Origin of the sequence: Streptomyces sp. CRCS-T-1, assembly GCF_024442335.1 — a bacterium.
In the GTDB taxonomy this organism is placed as follows: Bacteria; Actinomycetota; Actinomycetes; order Streptomycetales; family Streptomycetaceae; genus Streptomyces; species Streptomyces koelreuteriae.
On the sequence record NZ_CP101651.1, the window covers coordinates 4,437,138 to 4,451,884 of the forward strand.

The 14,747-nt window shown below is 70.6% G+C and carries 13 protein-coding genes, 1 rRNA gene and 1 pseudogene; 3 read left to right on the forward strand and 12 right to left on the reverse strand.

The window, feature by feature from the left end; translation table 11 throughout:
• Positions 1 to 36: 36 nt before the first annotated feature.
• Positions 37 to 153 (forward strand): 5S ribosomal RNA (gene rrf, locus NNW99_RS20080).
• A 60-nt stretch (positions 154 to 213) separates the two neighbouring features.
• Here rrf and NNW99_RS20085 read toward each other — a convergent pair.
• From NNW99_RS20085 to NNW99_RS20100, 4 genes are read right to left on the reverse strand one after another with little or no spacing between them, the layout of a single operon-like run.
• Positions 214 to 885 carry a response regulator transcription factor gene (locus tag NNW99_RS20085; protein ID WP_215120512.1) on the reverse strand — a complete coding sequence of 224 codons (672 nt, stop codon included), beginning with the start codon at positions 883 to 885 and terminating at the stop codon, positions 214 to 216.
• Positions 882 to 2,123 carry a sensor histidine kinase gene (locus tag NNW99_RS20090; protein WP_215120513.1) on the reverse strand — a complete coding sequence of 414 codons (1,242 nt, stop codon included), beginning with the start codon at positions 2,121 to 2,123 and terminating at the stop codon, positions 882 to 884. Before NNW99_RS20090 ends, NNW99_RS20085 begins: the two co-directional genes overlap by 4 nt.
• Before the next feature lie 23 nt (positions 2,124 to 2,146).
• Positions 2,147 to 2,926: an ABC transporter permease gene (locus NNW99_RS20095; RefSeq protein ID WP_215120514.1), complete on the reverse strand. Its 780-nt coding sequence runs from the start codon at positions 2,924 to 2,926 to the stop codon at positions 2,147 to 2,149.
• Positions 2,923 to 3,843, reverse strand: coding sequence for an ATP-binding cassette domain-containing protein (locus NNW99_RS20100; protein WP_215120515.1), 921 nt, complete (start codon positions 3,841 to 3,843; stop codon positions 2,923 to 2,925). The genes NNW99_RS20095 and NNW99_RS20100 overlap by 4 nt, the downstream gene beginning before the upstream one ends.
• A 93-nt stretch (positions 3,844 to 3,936) precedes the next feature.
• Between NNW99_RS20100 and NNW99_RS20105 the strand changes: the two genes are divergently transcribed.
• The gene (locus NNW99_RS20105; RefSeq protein ID WP_215120516.1) at positions 3,937 to 4,479 is read left to right on the forward strand and encodes a GNAT family N-acetyltransferase; all 543 of its coding nucleotides are present in this window, start codon (positions 3,937 to 3,939) and stop codon (positions 4,477 to 4,479) included.
• A gap of 6 nt (positions 4,480 to 4,485) precedes the next feature.
• On the opposite strand, the gene NNW99_RS20110 is transcribed toward NNW99_RS20105, so the two are convergent.
• From NNW99_RS20110 to NNW99_RS20145, 8 genes and pseudogenes are all read right to left on the reverse strand, one after another.
• Positions 4,486 to 6,318 (reverse strand): type IV secretory system conjugative DNA transfer family protein, encoded by a 1,833-nt coding sequence (locus tag NNW99_RS20110; RefSeq protein WP_215120517.1) that lies wholly within the window; start codon positions 6,316 to 6,318, stop codon positions 4,486 to 4,488.
• Positions 6,319 to 6,329: 11 nt separating this feature from the next.
• A complete protein-coding gene (locus tag NNW99_RS20115; protein ID WP_215120518.1) occupies positions 6,330 to 7,742 on the reverse strand; it encodes an ATP-binding protein in 1,413 nt (470 codons plus the stop codon).
• Positions 7,743 to 7,748: 6 nt separating this feature from the next.
• Positions 7,749 to 9,305 carry an SCO6880 family protein gene (locus NNW99_RS20120; RefSeq protein ID WP_215120519.1) on the reverse strand — a complete coding sequence of 519 codons (1,557 nt, stop codon included), beginning with the start codon at positions 9,303 to 9,305 and terminating at the stop codon, positions 7,749 to 7,751.
• Positions 9,302 to 10,636 (reverse strand): hypothetical protein, encoded by a 1,335-nt coding sequence (locus NNW99_RS20125; RefSeq protein WP_215120520.1) that lies wholly within the window; start codon positions 10,634 to 10,636, stop codon positions 9,302 to 9,304. Before NNW99_RS20125 ends, NNW99_RS20120 begins: the two co-directional genes overlap by 4 nt.
• On the reverse strand, positions 10,626 to 11,459 hold the full coding sequence (locus tag NNW99_RS20130) for a hypothetical protein (protein WP_215120521.1): 834 nt from the start codon (positions 11,457 to 11,459) through the stop codon (positions 10,626 to 10,628). Before NNW99_RS20130 ends, NNW99_RS20125 begins: the two co-directional genes overlap by 11 nt.
• Positions 11,460 to 11,668: 209 nt before the next feature.
• Positions 11,669 to 11,977, reverse strand: a complete 309-nt coding sequence (locus NNW99_RS20135; RefSeq protein ID WP_210876544.1) for a hypothetical protein — start codon at positions 11,975 to 11,977, stop codon at positions 11,669 to 11,671.
• Between the two features lie 435 nt (positions 11,978 to 12,412).
• Positions 12,413 to 13,008: pseudogene (locus tag NNW99_RS20140) on the reverse strand (peptidase S8); the annotation flags it as partial.
• Positions 13,009 to 13,091: 83 nt separating this feature from the next.
• A complete protein-coding gene (locus NNW99_RS20145; RefSeq protein WP_215120522.1) occupies positions 13,092 to 13,694 on the reverse strand; it encodes a TetR/AcrR family transcriptional regulator in 603 nt (200 codons plus the stop codon).
• Between the two features lie 71 nt (positions 13,695 to 13,765).
• Here NNW99_RS20145 and NNW99_RS20150 point away from each other — a divergent pair, with 71 nt between their 5' ends.
• Positions 13,766 to 14,689: an oxidoreductase gene (locus tag NNW99_RS20150; protein ID WP_215120523.1), complete on the forward strand. Its 924-nt coding sequence runs from the start codon at positions 13,766 to 13,768 to the stop codon at positions 14,687 to 14,689.
• Positions 14,690 to 14,747 lie beyond the last annotated feature (58 nt).

The window sequence follows — 14,747 nt, forward strand, 5'->3', positions numbered from 1 at the left end:
CACGGTATGGTGCGGCAGTTTACAGTTTCATAGTGTTTCGGTGGTTTTAGCGTTAGGGAAACGCCCGGTTACATTCCGAACCCGGAAGCTAAGCCTTTCAGCGCCGATGGTACTGCAGGGGGGACCCTGTGGGAGAGTAGGACGCCGCCGAACAATCATTCAAGGAAACCCCCGTATCTTCGGATACGGGGGTTTTCTGCGTTTCAGGGTCGTTTACGAGGGCTCCACCAGCTTCGTGTCGTACGCCAGGATGACCGCCTGAATGCGGTCTCGAGAGCCCGTTTTCGCGAGGATGCGGCCCACATGGGTTTTCACCGTCGACTCGGCCAGGTGGAAGCGGGTGGCTATCTCCGTGTTCGTCCAGCCCTGGCCGATGACCGTGAGGATTTCCCGTTCCCGGTCGGTGAGGGAGGCGAGGCGGGCGTCCTCTTGGGGCAGGTTCTCGGTCGAGGAATCGGTCGGCAGGTGGTGGACGTAGGCGTCCAGGAGGCGGCGGGTCAGGCTGGGGGCGACGACCGCGTCGCCGGTGGCCACCGCGCGGATGCCGGAGAGGAGTTCCTCGGGCTGGGCGTCCTTGACCAGGAAGCCGGAGGCGCCGGCGCGGAGGCCCGCGTAGGCGTATTCGTCCAGGTCGAAGGTCGTGACGATCAGGATGCGGGTGCGGTCGCCGGCGGCGGTGATGCGGCGGGTCGCCTCGATGCCGTCCAGGCCGGGCATGCGGATGTCCATGAGGACGACGTCGGGGTGGAGCTCCGCCGTCATGCGGACCGCTTCGCTGCCGTTCGCGGCCTCGCCGACGACCGTCATGTCGTCCTGGCTCTCCAGGAGCATGCGGGAGCCGAAGCGCTGGAGGGGCTGGTCGTCGGCGATGAGGACCGTGGTCACTGCGGGGTTTCCTCCGGGAGATGGAGACGGACGTGCCAGCCCTGCTCCGGGTGGGGGCGAGGGCCGGCCTCAAGTGTGCCGTCGTAGAGGGCCGTTCGCTCGCGCATTCCGGGGAGTCCTCGACCGGCTCGGGGAGGGGCGTCCGTTCTGCGGGCGGTGCCCGTGTCCGTGATCTGGACGGTGACGGCGGCTTTCTCCTCGTAGGACAGCTCTATCTCCGCGGTGGCGCCGGGGCCGGCGTGTTTGAGGGTGTTGGTGAGGGCTTCCTGGATGACGCGGTAGACGGTGAGTTGGCGGCCCGGGGGGAGTGTGGGGGTGCCGTGGGTGGTGGTGCGGACGGGGAGGCCTGCGGAGCGTACGCCGTCGAGGAGTTGGTCGAGGTCGGTGAGGCCGGGTTGGGGGGTCAGTTCTGCCTGGTTCTTCTCCTCCTCGCGTAGGACGTCGAGGAGGCGGCGGAGTTCGGTCAGGGCCTGGCGGCTGGTGGTGGCGATGGCGTCGAGGGCCTGGCCCGCGCGCTCGGGGGACTTGGCGGCGGCGTATCGGCCGCCGTCGGCGAGGCCGGTGATGACGGAGAGGTTGTGGCCGATGATGTCGTGCATCTCGCGGGCGATGCGGGCGCGTTCGGCGGCGGTGGCGAGTTGTGCCTGCTGGTCGCGTTCGGTCTCCAGGCGGCGGGCGCGGTCCTCCAGGGCCTCGGTGTAGGTGCGGCGGGTGCGGACCGTGATGCCGATGAGGGCGGCCACGGTGATGGACATCAGCTGGGAGCCGATCTGCTGGTCCCAGGTGCCCTCGCCGTAGCGGACGACCGAGACGAGGACCGGGGCCATCACCAGTGCCGTGGCCCACCACAGGTCGCGCAGGGCGCGGCGCAGGGCGATGTGGTAGATCACGACCAGCTGGAGCAGGGCTGCTTGGAGTGCGGTGCCCGTCCAGGCGTTGACGAGGGCGAAGGGCATCATCGCGGCCAGGACGGTGCCCGGGTGGGTGCGGCGTCGGAGCAGGGGCAGCGAGAGGCCGAGGCTCAGGGTGAGGACCAGCCAGCCGGGGACGTCCAGGTTGTGCGCGTTGTGGCGCCAGCCGCCGCCGTAGTCGATCAGGGCCGCCGTCACCCAGAAGCCGGTGAAGTGCAGGTCCCACAGCAGCGGGTGGCGTCGGTCGAAGGCGCGCACCTTGCGGGTGAGGCGGTGGGTGTAGTCGGTGAGGGGCTCCGGCGCCCTGTGTTCCGTCACGGGGTCCATCGTGAGGGTTCCGATGCCGCGTGTCAGACGTCTCGGTGGCGCAGGACCGTAGCGGCAAGCGCCAGAGTCGCCGTAGTCCACAGGAACATGGCCAGCAGGGCCGTGCTCGGGGAGGTCGCGCCGGGCAGGGGCTGGGCGGTGGTGAGGGCTTCGAGGGCCTTGCCGGGGAAGTGGCGGACGGCGTCGTCGACGAAGTCGTACGGAAGCATGGCCAGGATCTCCGGGAGGATCATGACGAGTCCGATGAAGGCGCCGATGGCCATCGGGACCGAGCGGAGCAGGGCGCCGATGCCGAGGGCGAGGACGGCGAGCAGGGTGAGCCCGGCCGCGTTGCCGGTGAGGGCGCGCAGGACGCCCGGGTCGCCGAGGGCGGCGGACTGGTCGGTGCCGGAGAGGAGGGACTGGGCGAGGGGGAAGGTGAGGAGGTTCGTCGCCAGGGTGAGGGGGAAGGCGATCGCGGCCAGCACGGCTGCCTTGGACCAGAGCACGGGCAGGCGGCGGGGGACGGCCGTCATCGTGGCGCGGATCTGGCCCGTGGAGTACTCGCCGGCGGTGGCCAGGATGCCGAGGACGCCGAGGTTGATCTGGGCGAACTGGGTGCCGAGGAGGACGAAGAGGACCGTGTCCATCTCGCCCTCGCCGCCGCCGTCGTAGGCGGCGCCCAGGCCCGCGCCCATGGCGGCGGTGAGGGCGCTGGTCACGGCGAGGGTGACCCAGGTGGAGCGCAGGGTCCAGAGCTTGTGCCACTCGGAGCGCAGGACGCGGGCCGGGGTCACGCGGTGGGGTAGGGCCGTCGTGGTCATGCTGCCGCTCCTTCCAGGGTCGCCGTGTACTCGACCGCGTCGCGGGTGAGGTCCATGAAGGCCTCCTCCAGGGAGGCGGTGCTCGGGGTGAGTTCGTAGAGCGGGATGCCGTGGGCGGCTGCCGTGCGGCCGATGTGTTCGGCGTCCGTGCCGCGGATCTGGAGGGTGCCGGGGGTGTCGGTGGTGATGCCGACGCCGGGGGCGGTGAGGAGGCCGGCGAGGGTGGCGGCCTCCGGGGTGACGACCTTGGTGGTGCCCGCGCCGGAGTCGCGTACGAAGTCGGTGACCGTGGTGTCGGCGAGGAGGCGGCCGCGGCCGATGATGACCAGGTGCTCGGCGGTCAGGGCCATCTCGCTCATCAGGTGGGAGGAGACGAACACCGTGCGGCCCTCGGCGGCGAGGGACTTGAGGAGGGTGCGGATCCACAGGACGCCCTCGGGGTCGAGGCCGTTGACCGGTTCGTCGAGGACGACGGTGGCCGGGTCGCCCAGGAGGGCCGCGGCGATGCCGAGGCGTTGGCCCATGCCGAGGGAGAAGCCCTTGACGCGGCGGTGGGCGACGTCCGTGAGGCCGGTGAGGGCGAGGACCTGTTCGACGCGTGCGCGGGGGATGCCGTGGGTGTGGGCGAGGGCGCGCAGGTGGTGGTAGGCGGTGCGGCCGGGGTGGACCGAGCGGGCCTCCAGCAGGGCGCCGACTTCGGTGAGGGGCGCGGGATGGGCGGCGTAGGAGCGTTGGCCCACGGTGGCGTGGCCGCGGGTGGGGGCGTCCAGGCCGAGGATCATCCGCATGGTCGTGGACTTGCCGGCGCCGTTCGGGCCGAGGAAGCCGGTGACGGTGCCGGGGCGGACGGTGAAGGACAGGTCCGTGACGACCGTCCGGTCGCCGTAGCGTTTGGTCAGTTCGTGTGCGGTCAGCATGCTTCGATGCTCGTGCGCGCGGGGGCGGCGGGCGTCGGACCGGTGGGGGAATCGGGGTGAGGGGTGTCGTACCCGGGTACTACCGTGGCCCGCATGAGCTATGTGATCCGGTCCGTCCGTGCTGATGAGTGGCCCGCGGCGAAGGAGCTGCGGCTCGCGGCGCTGCGGGACCCGGTGGCGCACCTCGCCTTCCTGGAGACGTACGAGGAGGCCGCGGCCAAGCCGGACTCCTTCTGGCAGGAGCGGACCGCGCAGGGCTCCGAAGGGGCGGACGCGGTGCAGCAGATCATCGCCGAGGGGCCCGACGGGCGGTGGGTGGGGACGCTGACCGTGCTCGTGGAGGAGCCCGGGACGACGGACTGGGCCGGGTTCGAGGTGCAGCGCAAGCAGGGACACATCGTCGCGGTGTTCGTACGGCCCGAGGAGCGCGGCAGCGGGCTGACCGAGGTGCTGTTCGACGCGGCCCTGGAGTGGTCGTGGGCGCAGGGGCTCGAGCGGGTGCGGCTCATCGTGCACGAGGACAACGGGCGGGCGCAGCGGTTCTATCGGCGGGCGGGGTTCGTGCCGAGCGGGGTGACGGTGCCGCTCGGGGACGCGGGGGAGCGGGAGTTGGAGTTCGTGCTCGAGCGGGAGTGAGCGAGGCTAGACGGGCAGCTCGTCGTGCGGCCAGCGGGCGCGGGCCTGTTCGCGGGACCGGAGCAGGGCCAGGGTCGGCATGCCCCGGTCCGCTCCGGTGGCCAGGAGCTCCGGCAGCTGGGGAAGCGGAGCCACGGCCGCGACGTCGTCCAGGACGAGCGTCATTGGTGGGTCGAGGCGACCGGAGGATGACCGTTCGGCCATGTGCCGGCCGCGCTCGACCACGCTGGAGACGAGGGCCGTCAGGAGGGGCATCGCGCCCGGCTGGGTCCTGGGGTCCTCGATGGATTCCCCCACCACATAAAGCGTGCCCCCTTCGTGGACGAAGGAATCCAAGGCGAGGGCATCACTTCGGTTGGGAGTGCAGGCCTCGCGGATGTTGACCGTGGAGAGGGCCGCGAGGGCTCGGGTGGTCAACTGCTGGGCCATGTCCCGGCGTTCGGGGTGCGCGGTGAGAGTGCCTTCGAGTTCGCCTGCCGCGCCGGGGGCGGCCTTGGGATTCGTACGGAGGATGCGTACGGCGTCCTGGATCTGCGTGCCCTGGGACCAGCGGTGGACGTGGCGGATGGTGCGGCCGTCGATGGCTGCGGCGTGCAGGTAGCTCCGCAGGAGTATCTCGGCTGTGTCGCTGAGGGCTTGGTCGAGTTTGGAGGTGGGGCGTACGGGGGTGAGGAGGGCGGTGGCTCGTCGGGTTGCCGTTGCCTTGTCCTCGCAGCCGGTGGTGGGGGACCAGTGGAGGCGGGACGGGGTGTCGCAGAGGTGGGTGGGGTCGTAGAGGTGGGTGGGGCCCAGTTTGGCTCTGGCGTCCTTGGTGTTCTGCCAGAGGGTGGGGTTCGATGTGACGACCAGGGCTGGGCCTGCGGCGTCGCGGATCGCCTGGGTGGCGGTGGTCTGGCGGGATTCCCTTGGGGCTACGAGGATTTTCTCCCACCTGCCCACCCGTTCCTGGGCGAACAGGGATGCCGGGGTCGCGGGGGTGGTGGGAGGGTCCGCCGTCGGAGCCAGGGGGCTGGTGGGGCCGGTGGGGTCTGAGGGCGAGCGGCGGGGGGTCGGGACCTCGTGCGGTGTCGAGGCGGGTCCGTGGTCCTGGGCCGGTGTCGGGAACTCGTGCTGCGCGGTCGGGGGTGCGTGCCCCTGCGCGGCTGCCGGGAACTCGTGCTGCACGGCTGGGGAGGTCCGCTCGTGTGCCGCTGCCGGGGTCTCGTGCTGCGCGGCTGCCGGGAACTCGTGCTGCACCCACGCGGATGTCTGGCCCGGCGCCCCTGTCGGGAACTCGTGCTGCACCGCCGCGGATGCCTGCCCCTGCGCCGCAGTCGGGAAATCCTTCCGCACCGCTCCCGGCGCCTCGTGCCGCACCGTCGGAGATGTGGGCTCGTGGGCCGCTCCCCGGGTCTCGTGCCGCGGTGGTGTGTGTGCCTCGTACGCCGCGTCCGCCGGACCTCGTCCCGCAGCCGTCGCGCTCTCCTCCCGGCGTCTCGCCCGGACCGCTCTCCAGCGGGCCAGCGTGCCCATCACGAAGACCGTCAGGACGACCAGGATCATCAGCTGGCCGATGAACAAGCCCCAGAACAGGCCGTAGCCCGAGAGTTCGCCGGGGGGTGTGTCCGGCCAGGCGGCGGGGATGTCGTGGGGCTGGGCGACGAGGGCGCGCATGGCGAGGGGCGTGCGGGTGAAGGTGACGCCGGACGGCCAGGAGCCGTGGGCGAACAGGGCGGCGAGGCCGGTGGCCGTCCACACCAGCAGGGTCATGCCGAGGAGGAACGCGAGTATGCCGATCAGCAGGCCGTCGGGGATGCCTCCCTGGCTGTCCCGCTGGGTGCGGCGGTCGTCCGGTCTCACGCGTTCTCCCTCTACGCCACCGTCGATTCGGAGTCGCCCAGGTGGTGTTCCACGAAGGCCGCGGCCCGTTCCTCCGCCTCCAGTTCGGCGGCGCGCAGGGCTTCGTCGTCCGCGAGGTCGGCGGAGGACTCGGTCATCGCGCGGTCGGTGAAGACCAGCGGGCGTTCGGTCTCCGTGATCAGGTGTTTGACGACCTGGACGTTGCCGTTGACGTCCCAGACGGCGATGCCGGGGGTGAGGGTCGGGATGATCTCGACCGCCCAGCGGGGGAGGCCCAGCACTCTGCCCGTCGCGCGTGCCTCGTCCGCCTTCTGGGCGTAGATCGTCCTTGTCGACGCCATCTTCAGGATGGCCGCCGCCTCTCTCGCCGCCGCGCCGTCGACGACGTCCGAAAGGTGGTGGACGACCGCGACGAAGGACAGGCCGAGGCGCCGGCCGAACTTCAGCAGGCGCTGGAACAGCTGGGCCACGAAGGGGCTGTTGATGATGTGCCAGGCCTCCTCGACCAGGAAGATGCGCTTCTTCCGGTCGGGGCGGATCCAGGTGTGCTCCAGCCATACGCCGACGATCGCCATGAGGATGGGCATGGCGATGGAGTTGCGGTCGATGTGGGACAGGTCGAAGACGATGAGGGGCGCGTCGAGGTCGATGCCGACCGTCGTCGGGCCGTCGAACATGCCTCGGAGGTCACCGTCGACCAGGCGGTCCAGGACCAGCGCGACGTCCAGGCCCCAGGCGCGTACGTCGTCTATGGCGACGTTCATCGCCTCCGCGGACTCCGGCTCGGGGTGGCGGAGCTGCTCGACGATGTCGGTGAGGACCGGCTGGCGTTCGACGATGGTCTCGTTGACGTAGGCGTGCGCGACCTTCAGGGCGAAGCCGGAGCGTTCGTCCAGGCCGTGGCCCATCGCGACCTCGATGATCGTGCGGAGCAGCGCGAGCTGGCCCGTCGTCGTGATCGCGGGGTCGAGGGGGTTGAGGCGGATGCCCATGTCCAGGGCGGCCATGGGGTCCAGGCGGATGGGGGTTATACCCAGCTCCTGGGCGATGAGGTTCCATTCACCCACGCCGTCCTCGCCCTGGGCGTCCAGGACGACGACCTGGCGGTCGCGGAAGCGGAGCTGGCGCAGGACGTACGTCTTCTCCAGCGCCGACTTGCCGTTGCCGGACTCGCCGAGGACCAGCCAGTGGGGGGCGGGGAGCTGCTGGCCGTAGAGCTGGAAGGGGTCGTAGATGTAGCCCTTTCCGGAGTACACCTCGCGGCCGATGATGACGCCGGAGTCGCCGAGGCCGGGGGCGGCGGTCGGGAGGTAGACCGCCTGGGCCTGGCCCGTGGACGTGCGCACCGGGAGCCTGGTCGTCTCGACCTTTCCGAAGAGGAAGGACGTGAAGGCGTCGGTGAGGACGGACAGCGGGTCCCGCATCAGGTCCTACCTCCGAATGCCGGTGGCGAAGGGAAGGGTGTTCACGAAGGCGCGGTGGTGCTCGCGGTCGCACCATTCCAGCTTCAGGTACGACTTTCCTGCCGAGGCCCTTATCGTCCGCTTGTCGCGGGCGAGGGCGTCGGGGGAGCGGGAGGAGACGGTGATGTAGCCGACGAGATTGACGCCGGCCGCGCCGCTGGCGAGGTCCTCGCCGCGCTGGTCGAGCCGGGAGTTCGCGGCGACGTCGCGCGGGTCGAGGGTGCGGTTCATCTTGGCGGCGCGGGACGCCTCGGCCTCGTCGTTGGTCTTCTCGGTGAGCATGCGCTCGATGGCGACCTCGGTGGGTTCGAGGTCCATCGTGACGGCGACCGTGCGGATGACGTCCGGGGTGTGGACGAGGAGCGGGGCGAGGAAGTTGACGCCGACGGGCGTCATCGGCCACTCCTTCACCCAGGCGGTGGCGTGGCACCAGGGGGCGCGGGTGCTGGACTCCCGGGTCTTGGCCTGGAGATACGTGGGCTCCATGGCGTCCAGCTCGGCCGGCCAGGCATTGCGCTTGGACATCGCCTGGATGTGGTCGATCGGGTGGTCCGGGTCGTACATGGAGTGGACCAGTGAGGACAGCCGCCCCTGACCGAGCGGCTGCCGTACGCGGATGTCGGCCTCCTGCAGACGCGAGCAGATGTCGGTCAGCTCGCGGGCCATGACGACGGCGAGTCCGGCGTCCCGGTCGACCTTGCCGCCGTGGCTGCGGGCCGCGCGGGCCATGGCGCCCGCCTCGGCGGCGAGGTCGCGCGTGTAGTGCATGCAGGCGACGAGATAGGCGCGGTGCTGCTCACTGCTGGTCGACACCATCGACTGGAGCTGGTCGTACGACTGCTGCAGCCACGGCGGTGCCTTCTCGTCGCCGCGGACGGAGACGTCCTTGGCGTGCGCGTCCGGGTCGGCGGGGAGGGTGCGGGCGAGCATCTGCAGGCGGGTGACGAAGCCGTCGCCGTTGGCCACGTGCTTGAGCAGGGTGCCGAAGCGGTCGACCAGGGCTTCCTGGTCCTCGGAGTCGCGCAGGCCGACGCCGGGGCCCTCGATCTCGATGGCGGCGGTGACGGTCTTGCGGTCGGCGTGCAGCAGTACGGCGATCTCGTCGGGGCCGAAGGGGGCGGCCAGCCAGGTGACGCGGCCGATGCCCGGGGGCGGGCCGACCTCGACCTCGCGGCCGTCGAGCCGGGTGCCGGCCTCGACGGCGCTCGAGCGGTAGGTGGTGCCCTGCTTGAGGGTCCGCTTGAAGCTGCGGTTGATCTCGAACCACTTGTAGAACGTGCGGTGCTTGAACGGCACGTACACCGCGGCCAGCGCCAGCATCGGGAACCCGGCCAGCAGCGCGATGCGCAGGGGCAGCAGGGGGACGAGGAGTCCGGACATCATGCCGAGGAACGCGCCCACGACGATCAGGGCGATCTCGCCGGTCTCGCGGTTGCGGCCGATGATCGCGTTCGGCCGGGCGCGGCCGATCAGATATGTACGGCGGGGCGTGACCGGATGGGACACGTGGGACTCGGTCGTCAACGCCCTTCACCTCCCGTGCGGTTGCTGCTGCTGTTGCGGGTGTTGCTGGCGTGGGGAGTGTTGACGGGGCTGCTCGAACGGGGTGCGGGTGCGGCGGAGGGGACAGATCCGCCGCCGCCGTTCGAGGGGCGCGAGCTGTGCGCGGCGACTCCTCCGGAGGCGGGGTTGCTCGGGCGGGCGGCGGAGGACTGGCCGCCTGAGCCGCCCTGGTTGTCCGCGCGGGAGCTGTGGGTCTTGATGCCCTGCGCGACCAGGGTCGCGGGGGAGCTGATCACTGCTGCCGCCTTGCCTTCGGCGCCCTGCATGAGGCGGTTGTTGCGGGAGCCGGCGATCTCGTCGCCGAAGCCGGGGACGAAGCGGTAGATCATCGCGCTGGCGAAGATGGCGAGCAGGATGATGGCGAGGCCGGAGACGACGGCGGAGAAGGCGTCCGGGCCGTCGTCGGCCGAGAGCGCGCCGGCGAGGCCGAGCACGATGACGATGACGGGCTTGATCAGGATCACCGCGATCATGATGCCCGCCCAGCGGCGGACGTGGCCCCAGAGGTTCTTGTCGACGAGGCCGGCGTAGACGACGGTGCCGAGGAGGGCGCCGACGTAGAGCAGGGCGGCGCGGATGACGAGCTCCAGCCAGAGGACGCCGGCGGCGAGGATGCTGACCAGGGAGACGACGATCAGCATGATCGGGCCGCCGCCGATGTCCTCGCCCTTCTTGAGGGCCTCGGAGAACGTGCCGAAGAAGGCGTCGGTCTGGTCGCCGGTGCCTTTCGCGAGGACCTCGGTGATGCCGTCCGTGGCCGATACGACGGTGTAGAGGATCAGGGGGGTGAAGGCGGAGGCCAGGACGGTCAGCCAGAGGAAGCCGATGGCTTCGCCGATGGCGGTGGCGAGGGGGACGCCGCGCACCGCGCGCTTGGCGACGGCCAGGAGCCAGAGCAGGAGCGTGAGGACCGTCGAGGCGGCGAAGACGACGGCGTACTGCTGGAGGAACTTGGGGTTGGTGAAGTCGACGTTGGCCGTCTCCTTCACGGCTTCGCTGAGCTTGTCGACGGTCCAGGAGGCGGCTTCGGCGCAGCCCTTGGCGAGGGAGGAGAGGGGGTCGAGGGTGGAGGTGGGGTCGAGGCGGGAGGAACCGCCTCCGCCGCCACCGCCGCTGCCGGTGTCGCCTTCGCAGATCTCTCTGGCCTCGCCCCTCAGGAGGTCGCAGGCGTTGTTGCTCGGCGACGGTGAGGGAGTGGGCGCGGCGACGGCACGGGTGGCCAGCAGGACCGCGGCCGTCTGCACCGCTGTGACCGCGGCGGCCAGCTTGAGTACGTGGTGCCTAGCGGGCATAGGTGAACCCTCCGTACTCCTCGACAGCCTTGGTCATGTCTTCTGCGGTGGAGGCTCTTTGGTCGCGCCCGACCGGGACCGGGCCGTCGCTCTGGGTGGAGTCGGTGACCTTCCAGTCGCCGTCGACCCACTTCAACTCGTAGGTCGTCGTGTACCAGCTCTCGGTCACGGGGTTCTTGGACGCCTCGCCCGACAGGCCGAAGAGGGAGGTGTACCAGAGGGCGACCGTGGCGGTGCCGTGGTTGAAGGCCGTGACCTTGGTGCCTACCGGGATGACGCGCGAGATGAAGGTCTGACCGCTCGGCGCTGTGCCGTCCTTCGTCAGGCCGATCTTCTCGAGGAAGCTCTCCTTCGAGTACACCTGGTCGAAGGCGGGCATCTGGGTGGCGGCGACGTCGGATGGGTACACGGTGTTGACGATCGCGCGCCGCTTCCCGGCGTCGAACATGTCGGCCGACCCGAGGGCGATGCCGTAGTTGGTGGCCGCGGACTGGGCGCCCTGCTCGCTCTGGGGGTAGCCCGTGGGGATCTCGCCCGTCTTCGACTCCACCGGCTTCTCTCCCGAGGGTGCCGTGGCCGCCGTCTCCGGTTTGTTGCCCGTCGAGTCGGTCTTGTCGGCATCGTCGCCGCCGCGGTTCGCGAAGGCGATGGCTGCGAGGAGGAGGACCACTACGCCGACCACCGTGACCAGGCTGCGGGGCGAGGAGCGGGGGGTGCGGCGGGGGGTGCCGTAGGCGTCGGGGTCGGTGTCGGGCAGGCGGGTTCGGGTCTGGCCCGTGCCGCCGTAGCCGCCGGAGGCCTCGCGCTCGTCACCGAGACTCATGCCGCGTCCGCCCCCTCGACGTCGTGCGGAAACACTTGGTACCGGTCGTACTTCTCATACTCCTCGTACGACGGTAGCCGTGCTGGTTCCCGCGCGGGCGCGGTGTGGTGACTCGACATCAGGGAAACGCAACCTCAGCCGGTGGGCACGACGGGCGGGTGGGATGGAGAGGGAGCCGGGCGTGCCCGGCCGGGCGGACGGTGCCCGGGCTACACGGCCATGCCGTACACGATGGTGAACAGCGTGCCGAGGGAGCCGATGATGAAGACTCCGGTGAGGCCGGCCACGATGAGGCCCTTGCCCTGCTCGGCGCTGAAGGTGTCCCGGAGGGCCGTCGCACCGATGCGCTGCTTCGCCGCGCCCCAGATGGCGATGCCGAGGCAGAGCAGGATGGCGACCGCCATCACGACCTCGATCATCACCTTGGCCTCGTTGCCCAGGCTGCCGAAGGGGCCCCAGTCCGGAGCGATCCCGCCGATGATCGTGTTGATGTCTCCCTTGTCGGCCGCAAAGAGCATGTAAGTCACCGCCCCTGTTGGGTAGTTCCGCACCCTCTGCGGTCGTGCAGAGGTCAGGCCTCATTCTCGCCGACAATGACGCTGTCGGATGTCGACTTGGCGTCATTGATTGGCAGGTTTCGTACGAATACCTTGCCACCGTTCCGCGCCGGCCCCTGAAGGAGGCGACGGACGGTGCGCGAAGGATCGTATGGTCACTCTGTGTATCACGGCAGGTCACGACGGGCAATGAGGCCTGAGCGAAACCTGTCGTGAGGTTCCGTCGTTGTTCCTTTTTACGTCCTGCGTCACCTTTATGGACCGTTTTTGACGGTCGGTCGGGTGAGTGGTCGCGCCCGTGTTCTCCGGGTGAAGGCTACCGAATGCGAGGAACGGGCCGCGGCTGGGATGCCGCGGCCCGTTCGCCGGTGACGTTCTGTCACGGGATGGGAGGGGTCAGCCGGTGAAGGCGCCGAGTCCCTCGGGAGTGCCCCAGCCGGTCGGTCCGTCGTAGCCCGTCCGGGCGGTGCAGAGGTAGCTGGTGGTGCAGCTTCCGTTGGAGCCGCCGGTGACGTCGTTCAGCCGGAGCCGGTGCCTTCGGTGCTGCTGGTCCTCCAGAGGCTCTCGGTCCAGCCGCGGGTGGTGGAGGAGGAGGTGAGCTTGGTGCCGCCGACGGCCGTCACGTATTTGGAGGCCGCCGGGCACTCGGCGCCGTAGCCCGCGTCGCCCGCGCTGACGGTGATGGCGCCGCCCGGGTGGTTGAAGTAGGAGGACTCGCCGCCGCCGTAGCTGTTGGAGACGTACTTGGCGCCCAGGGCGACGGCCTCGTTGACGGCGGTGCCCAGGTTGGTCATGGAGGCGGACTTGGCCTCGACGAGCGTGATGTGGCAGTTCGGGCAGATCGCGCTCGCCATGTCGAGGTCGAGGGAGATCTCGCCGGCCCAGCAGCAGGAGCGCGGCGGTGGCGGTGACGGCGGAGCCGGTGCGGCGCCATCTGCGGGCAGGCCGTAGTGCGAGCGGTACGTGGCGAGGTCCGACTCGGCGGTCGGGTCGTGCTGAAGGGGAGGCCGGGCTTGCCGGTCGATGGCGGCTCGATGGCCGGGGGATGGGCGCGGCTTGACCAAGGGGCCCGGGATCAGCGGGGCTTGAGGCCGTGCAGGAGGAGGTGGACGAGCTCCTCGATGCCGTCGAGGGCCGCCTCGGGGGCGAGCATGCCGCCCGCCGCGAAGGAGGCGATGCCCTGGAGGGTGGCGCCGGTCAGCAGGGTGAGGTGCTGCGGGTCGCCGGCGATGATCTCGCCGCGCTCCTGGGCGTCGGCGATGACCCGCTCCAGGGAGCCCACCGTCCGGTCGACGGCCGCGGCCATCTGCTCCGAGGCGTCCGGCTCGTGCTTGCGGGCGTACATGAGCTCCAGCAGCTCGGCGTTGTCGATCGCGAAGGCGAGATAGCTCCGGGCGAGGGCGGTGAGCCGCCGCTCCAGCGGGAGGGTGGCGTCGTCGGCGCCGTCCAGGGCCTGGCCCAGCCGGTCGTACCCGGCGAGCGCCAGGGCGTTGAGCAGGGCCTGCTTGTCCTTGAAGTGGCGGCCGGGGGCGGCATGGCTGACGCCGGCCTCGCGGGCCAGTTCGCGCAGGGAGAGCGCGCCGGCCCCCTTCTCCCGCAGGGTGCGCTCGGCGCCTGCGAGCAGGGTGGAGCGCAGGTCTCCGTGGTGGTAGGGGCGGCTCTCGGGCATGGGCACCATCGTATCCCGATGTTGATACCGCCATCATTGTTGTCATTGACAGCATTGTTGTCGGCGCCTACATTCGAGGTATGGCTGAGAAGAAGACGAAGAGCAATGAGGCATCGGACGCGCGCCGTCTGCCCGATCTCACCGGCCGGACCGTCGTCGTCACCGGCGCCAACAGCGGCATCGGTCTCACCGCGACCGACGCGCTGGCCCGGGCGGGGGCGCATGTCGTCCTCGCCGTACGGGACCCGGAGCGGGGGCGGGCCGCAGCGGCGACCGTGCGCGGCAGCACCGAGGTGCGGCGCCTTGACCTGGCGGATCTCTCCTCCGTACGGGAGTTCGCCGAGGCCTGGCGGGAGCCGCTGCACACGCTGATCAACAACGCCGGCGTGATGATGCTCCCCAGGCAGCACACCAAGGACGGCTTCGAGATGCAGTTCGGCACGAACCATCTCGGTCACTTCGCCCTGACCAACCTGCTGCTCCCGCACATCACCGACCGCGTCGTCACGGTCTCCTCGGGCGCCCACCGCTGGGGCGGCGCGCGGATCGGCTTCGACGACCTGGATCTGACGACGGGCTACACCCCGCAGCGCGCCTACGCCCAGTCCAAGCTGGCCAACCTCCTGTTCACCCTGGAACTCCAGCGCCGGCTGGAGGAGTCGGGCTCCCCCGTCCGCGCCCTGGCCGCCCACCCCGGTTACGCGGCCACCAACCTCCAGAGCCACGCGGCCAACCCGGCGGCGCGCGCCTTCATGCGCCTCGGCAACCGGTTCTTCGCGCAGGACGACCGGGCCGGCGCACTCCCCACCCTCTATGCCGCCACCCAGGATCTGCCCGGCGCGAGCTACGTCGGCCCCGACGGCCTCGGCGAGATGCGCGGCGCCCCGACCCTGGTCGGCCGCTCCCGTGCGGCCAGCGACCCCCAGACGGCACGCCGGCTGTGGCGGGTGTCGGAGGAGCTGACGGGCACGCTGTTCCCGCTGACCGTGGGGGAACCGGCGTAAGAGGGGGGAGCCCGTCCGATCCCGTGACGACCCCCGTGCGCCGGTGCCGTTGAGCGTG

Bases quoted from the DNA above. Each gene is read 5' to 3' on its own strand.
- NNW99_RS20115 (WP_215120518.1), bottom strand. From the start codon at position 7,742: ATGCGGGACCCGCTGTCCGTCCTCACCGACGCCTTCACGTCCTTCCTC.
- NNW99_RS20105 (WP_215120516.1), top strand. From the start codon at position 3,937: ATGAGCTATGTGATCCGGTCCGTCCGTGCTGATGAGTGGCCCGCGGCG.
- NNW99_RS20090 (WP_215120513.1), bottom strand. From the start codon at position 2,123: ATGGACCCCGTGACGGAACACAGGGCGCCGGAGCCCCTCACCGACTAC.
- NNW99_RS20145 (WP_215120522.1), bottom strand. From the start codon at position 13,694: ATGGTGCCCATGCCCGAGAGCCGCCCCTACCACCACGGAGACCTGCGC.
- NNW99_RS20135 (WP_210876544.1), bottom strand. From the start codon at position 11,977: ATGCTCTTTGCGGCCGACAAGGGAGACATCAACACGATCATCGGCGGG.
- NNW99_RS20095 (WP_215120514.1), bottom strand. From the start codon at position 2,926: ATGACCACGACGGCCCTACCCCACCGCGTGACCCCGGCCCGCGTCCTG.
- NNW99_RS20125 (WP_215120520.1), bottom strand. From the start codon at position 10,636: ATGCCCGCTAGGCACCACGTACTCAAGCTGGCCGCCGCGGTCACAGCG.
- NNW99_RS20100 (WP_215120515.1), bottom strand. From the start codon at position 3,843: ATGCTGACCGCACACGAACTGACCAAACGCTACGGCGACCGGACGGTC.
- NNW99_RS20130 (WP_215120521.1), bottom strand. From the start codon at position 11,459: ATGAGTCTCGGTGACGAGCGCGAGGCCTCCGGCGGCTACGGCGGCACG.
- NNW99_RS20150 (WP_215120523.1), top strand. From the start codon at position 13,766: ATGGCTGAGAAGAAGACGAAGAGCAATGAGGCATCGGACGCGCGCCGT.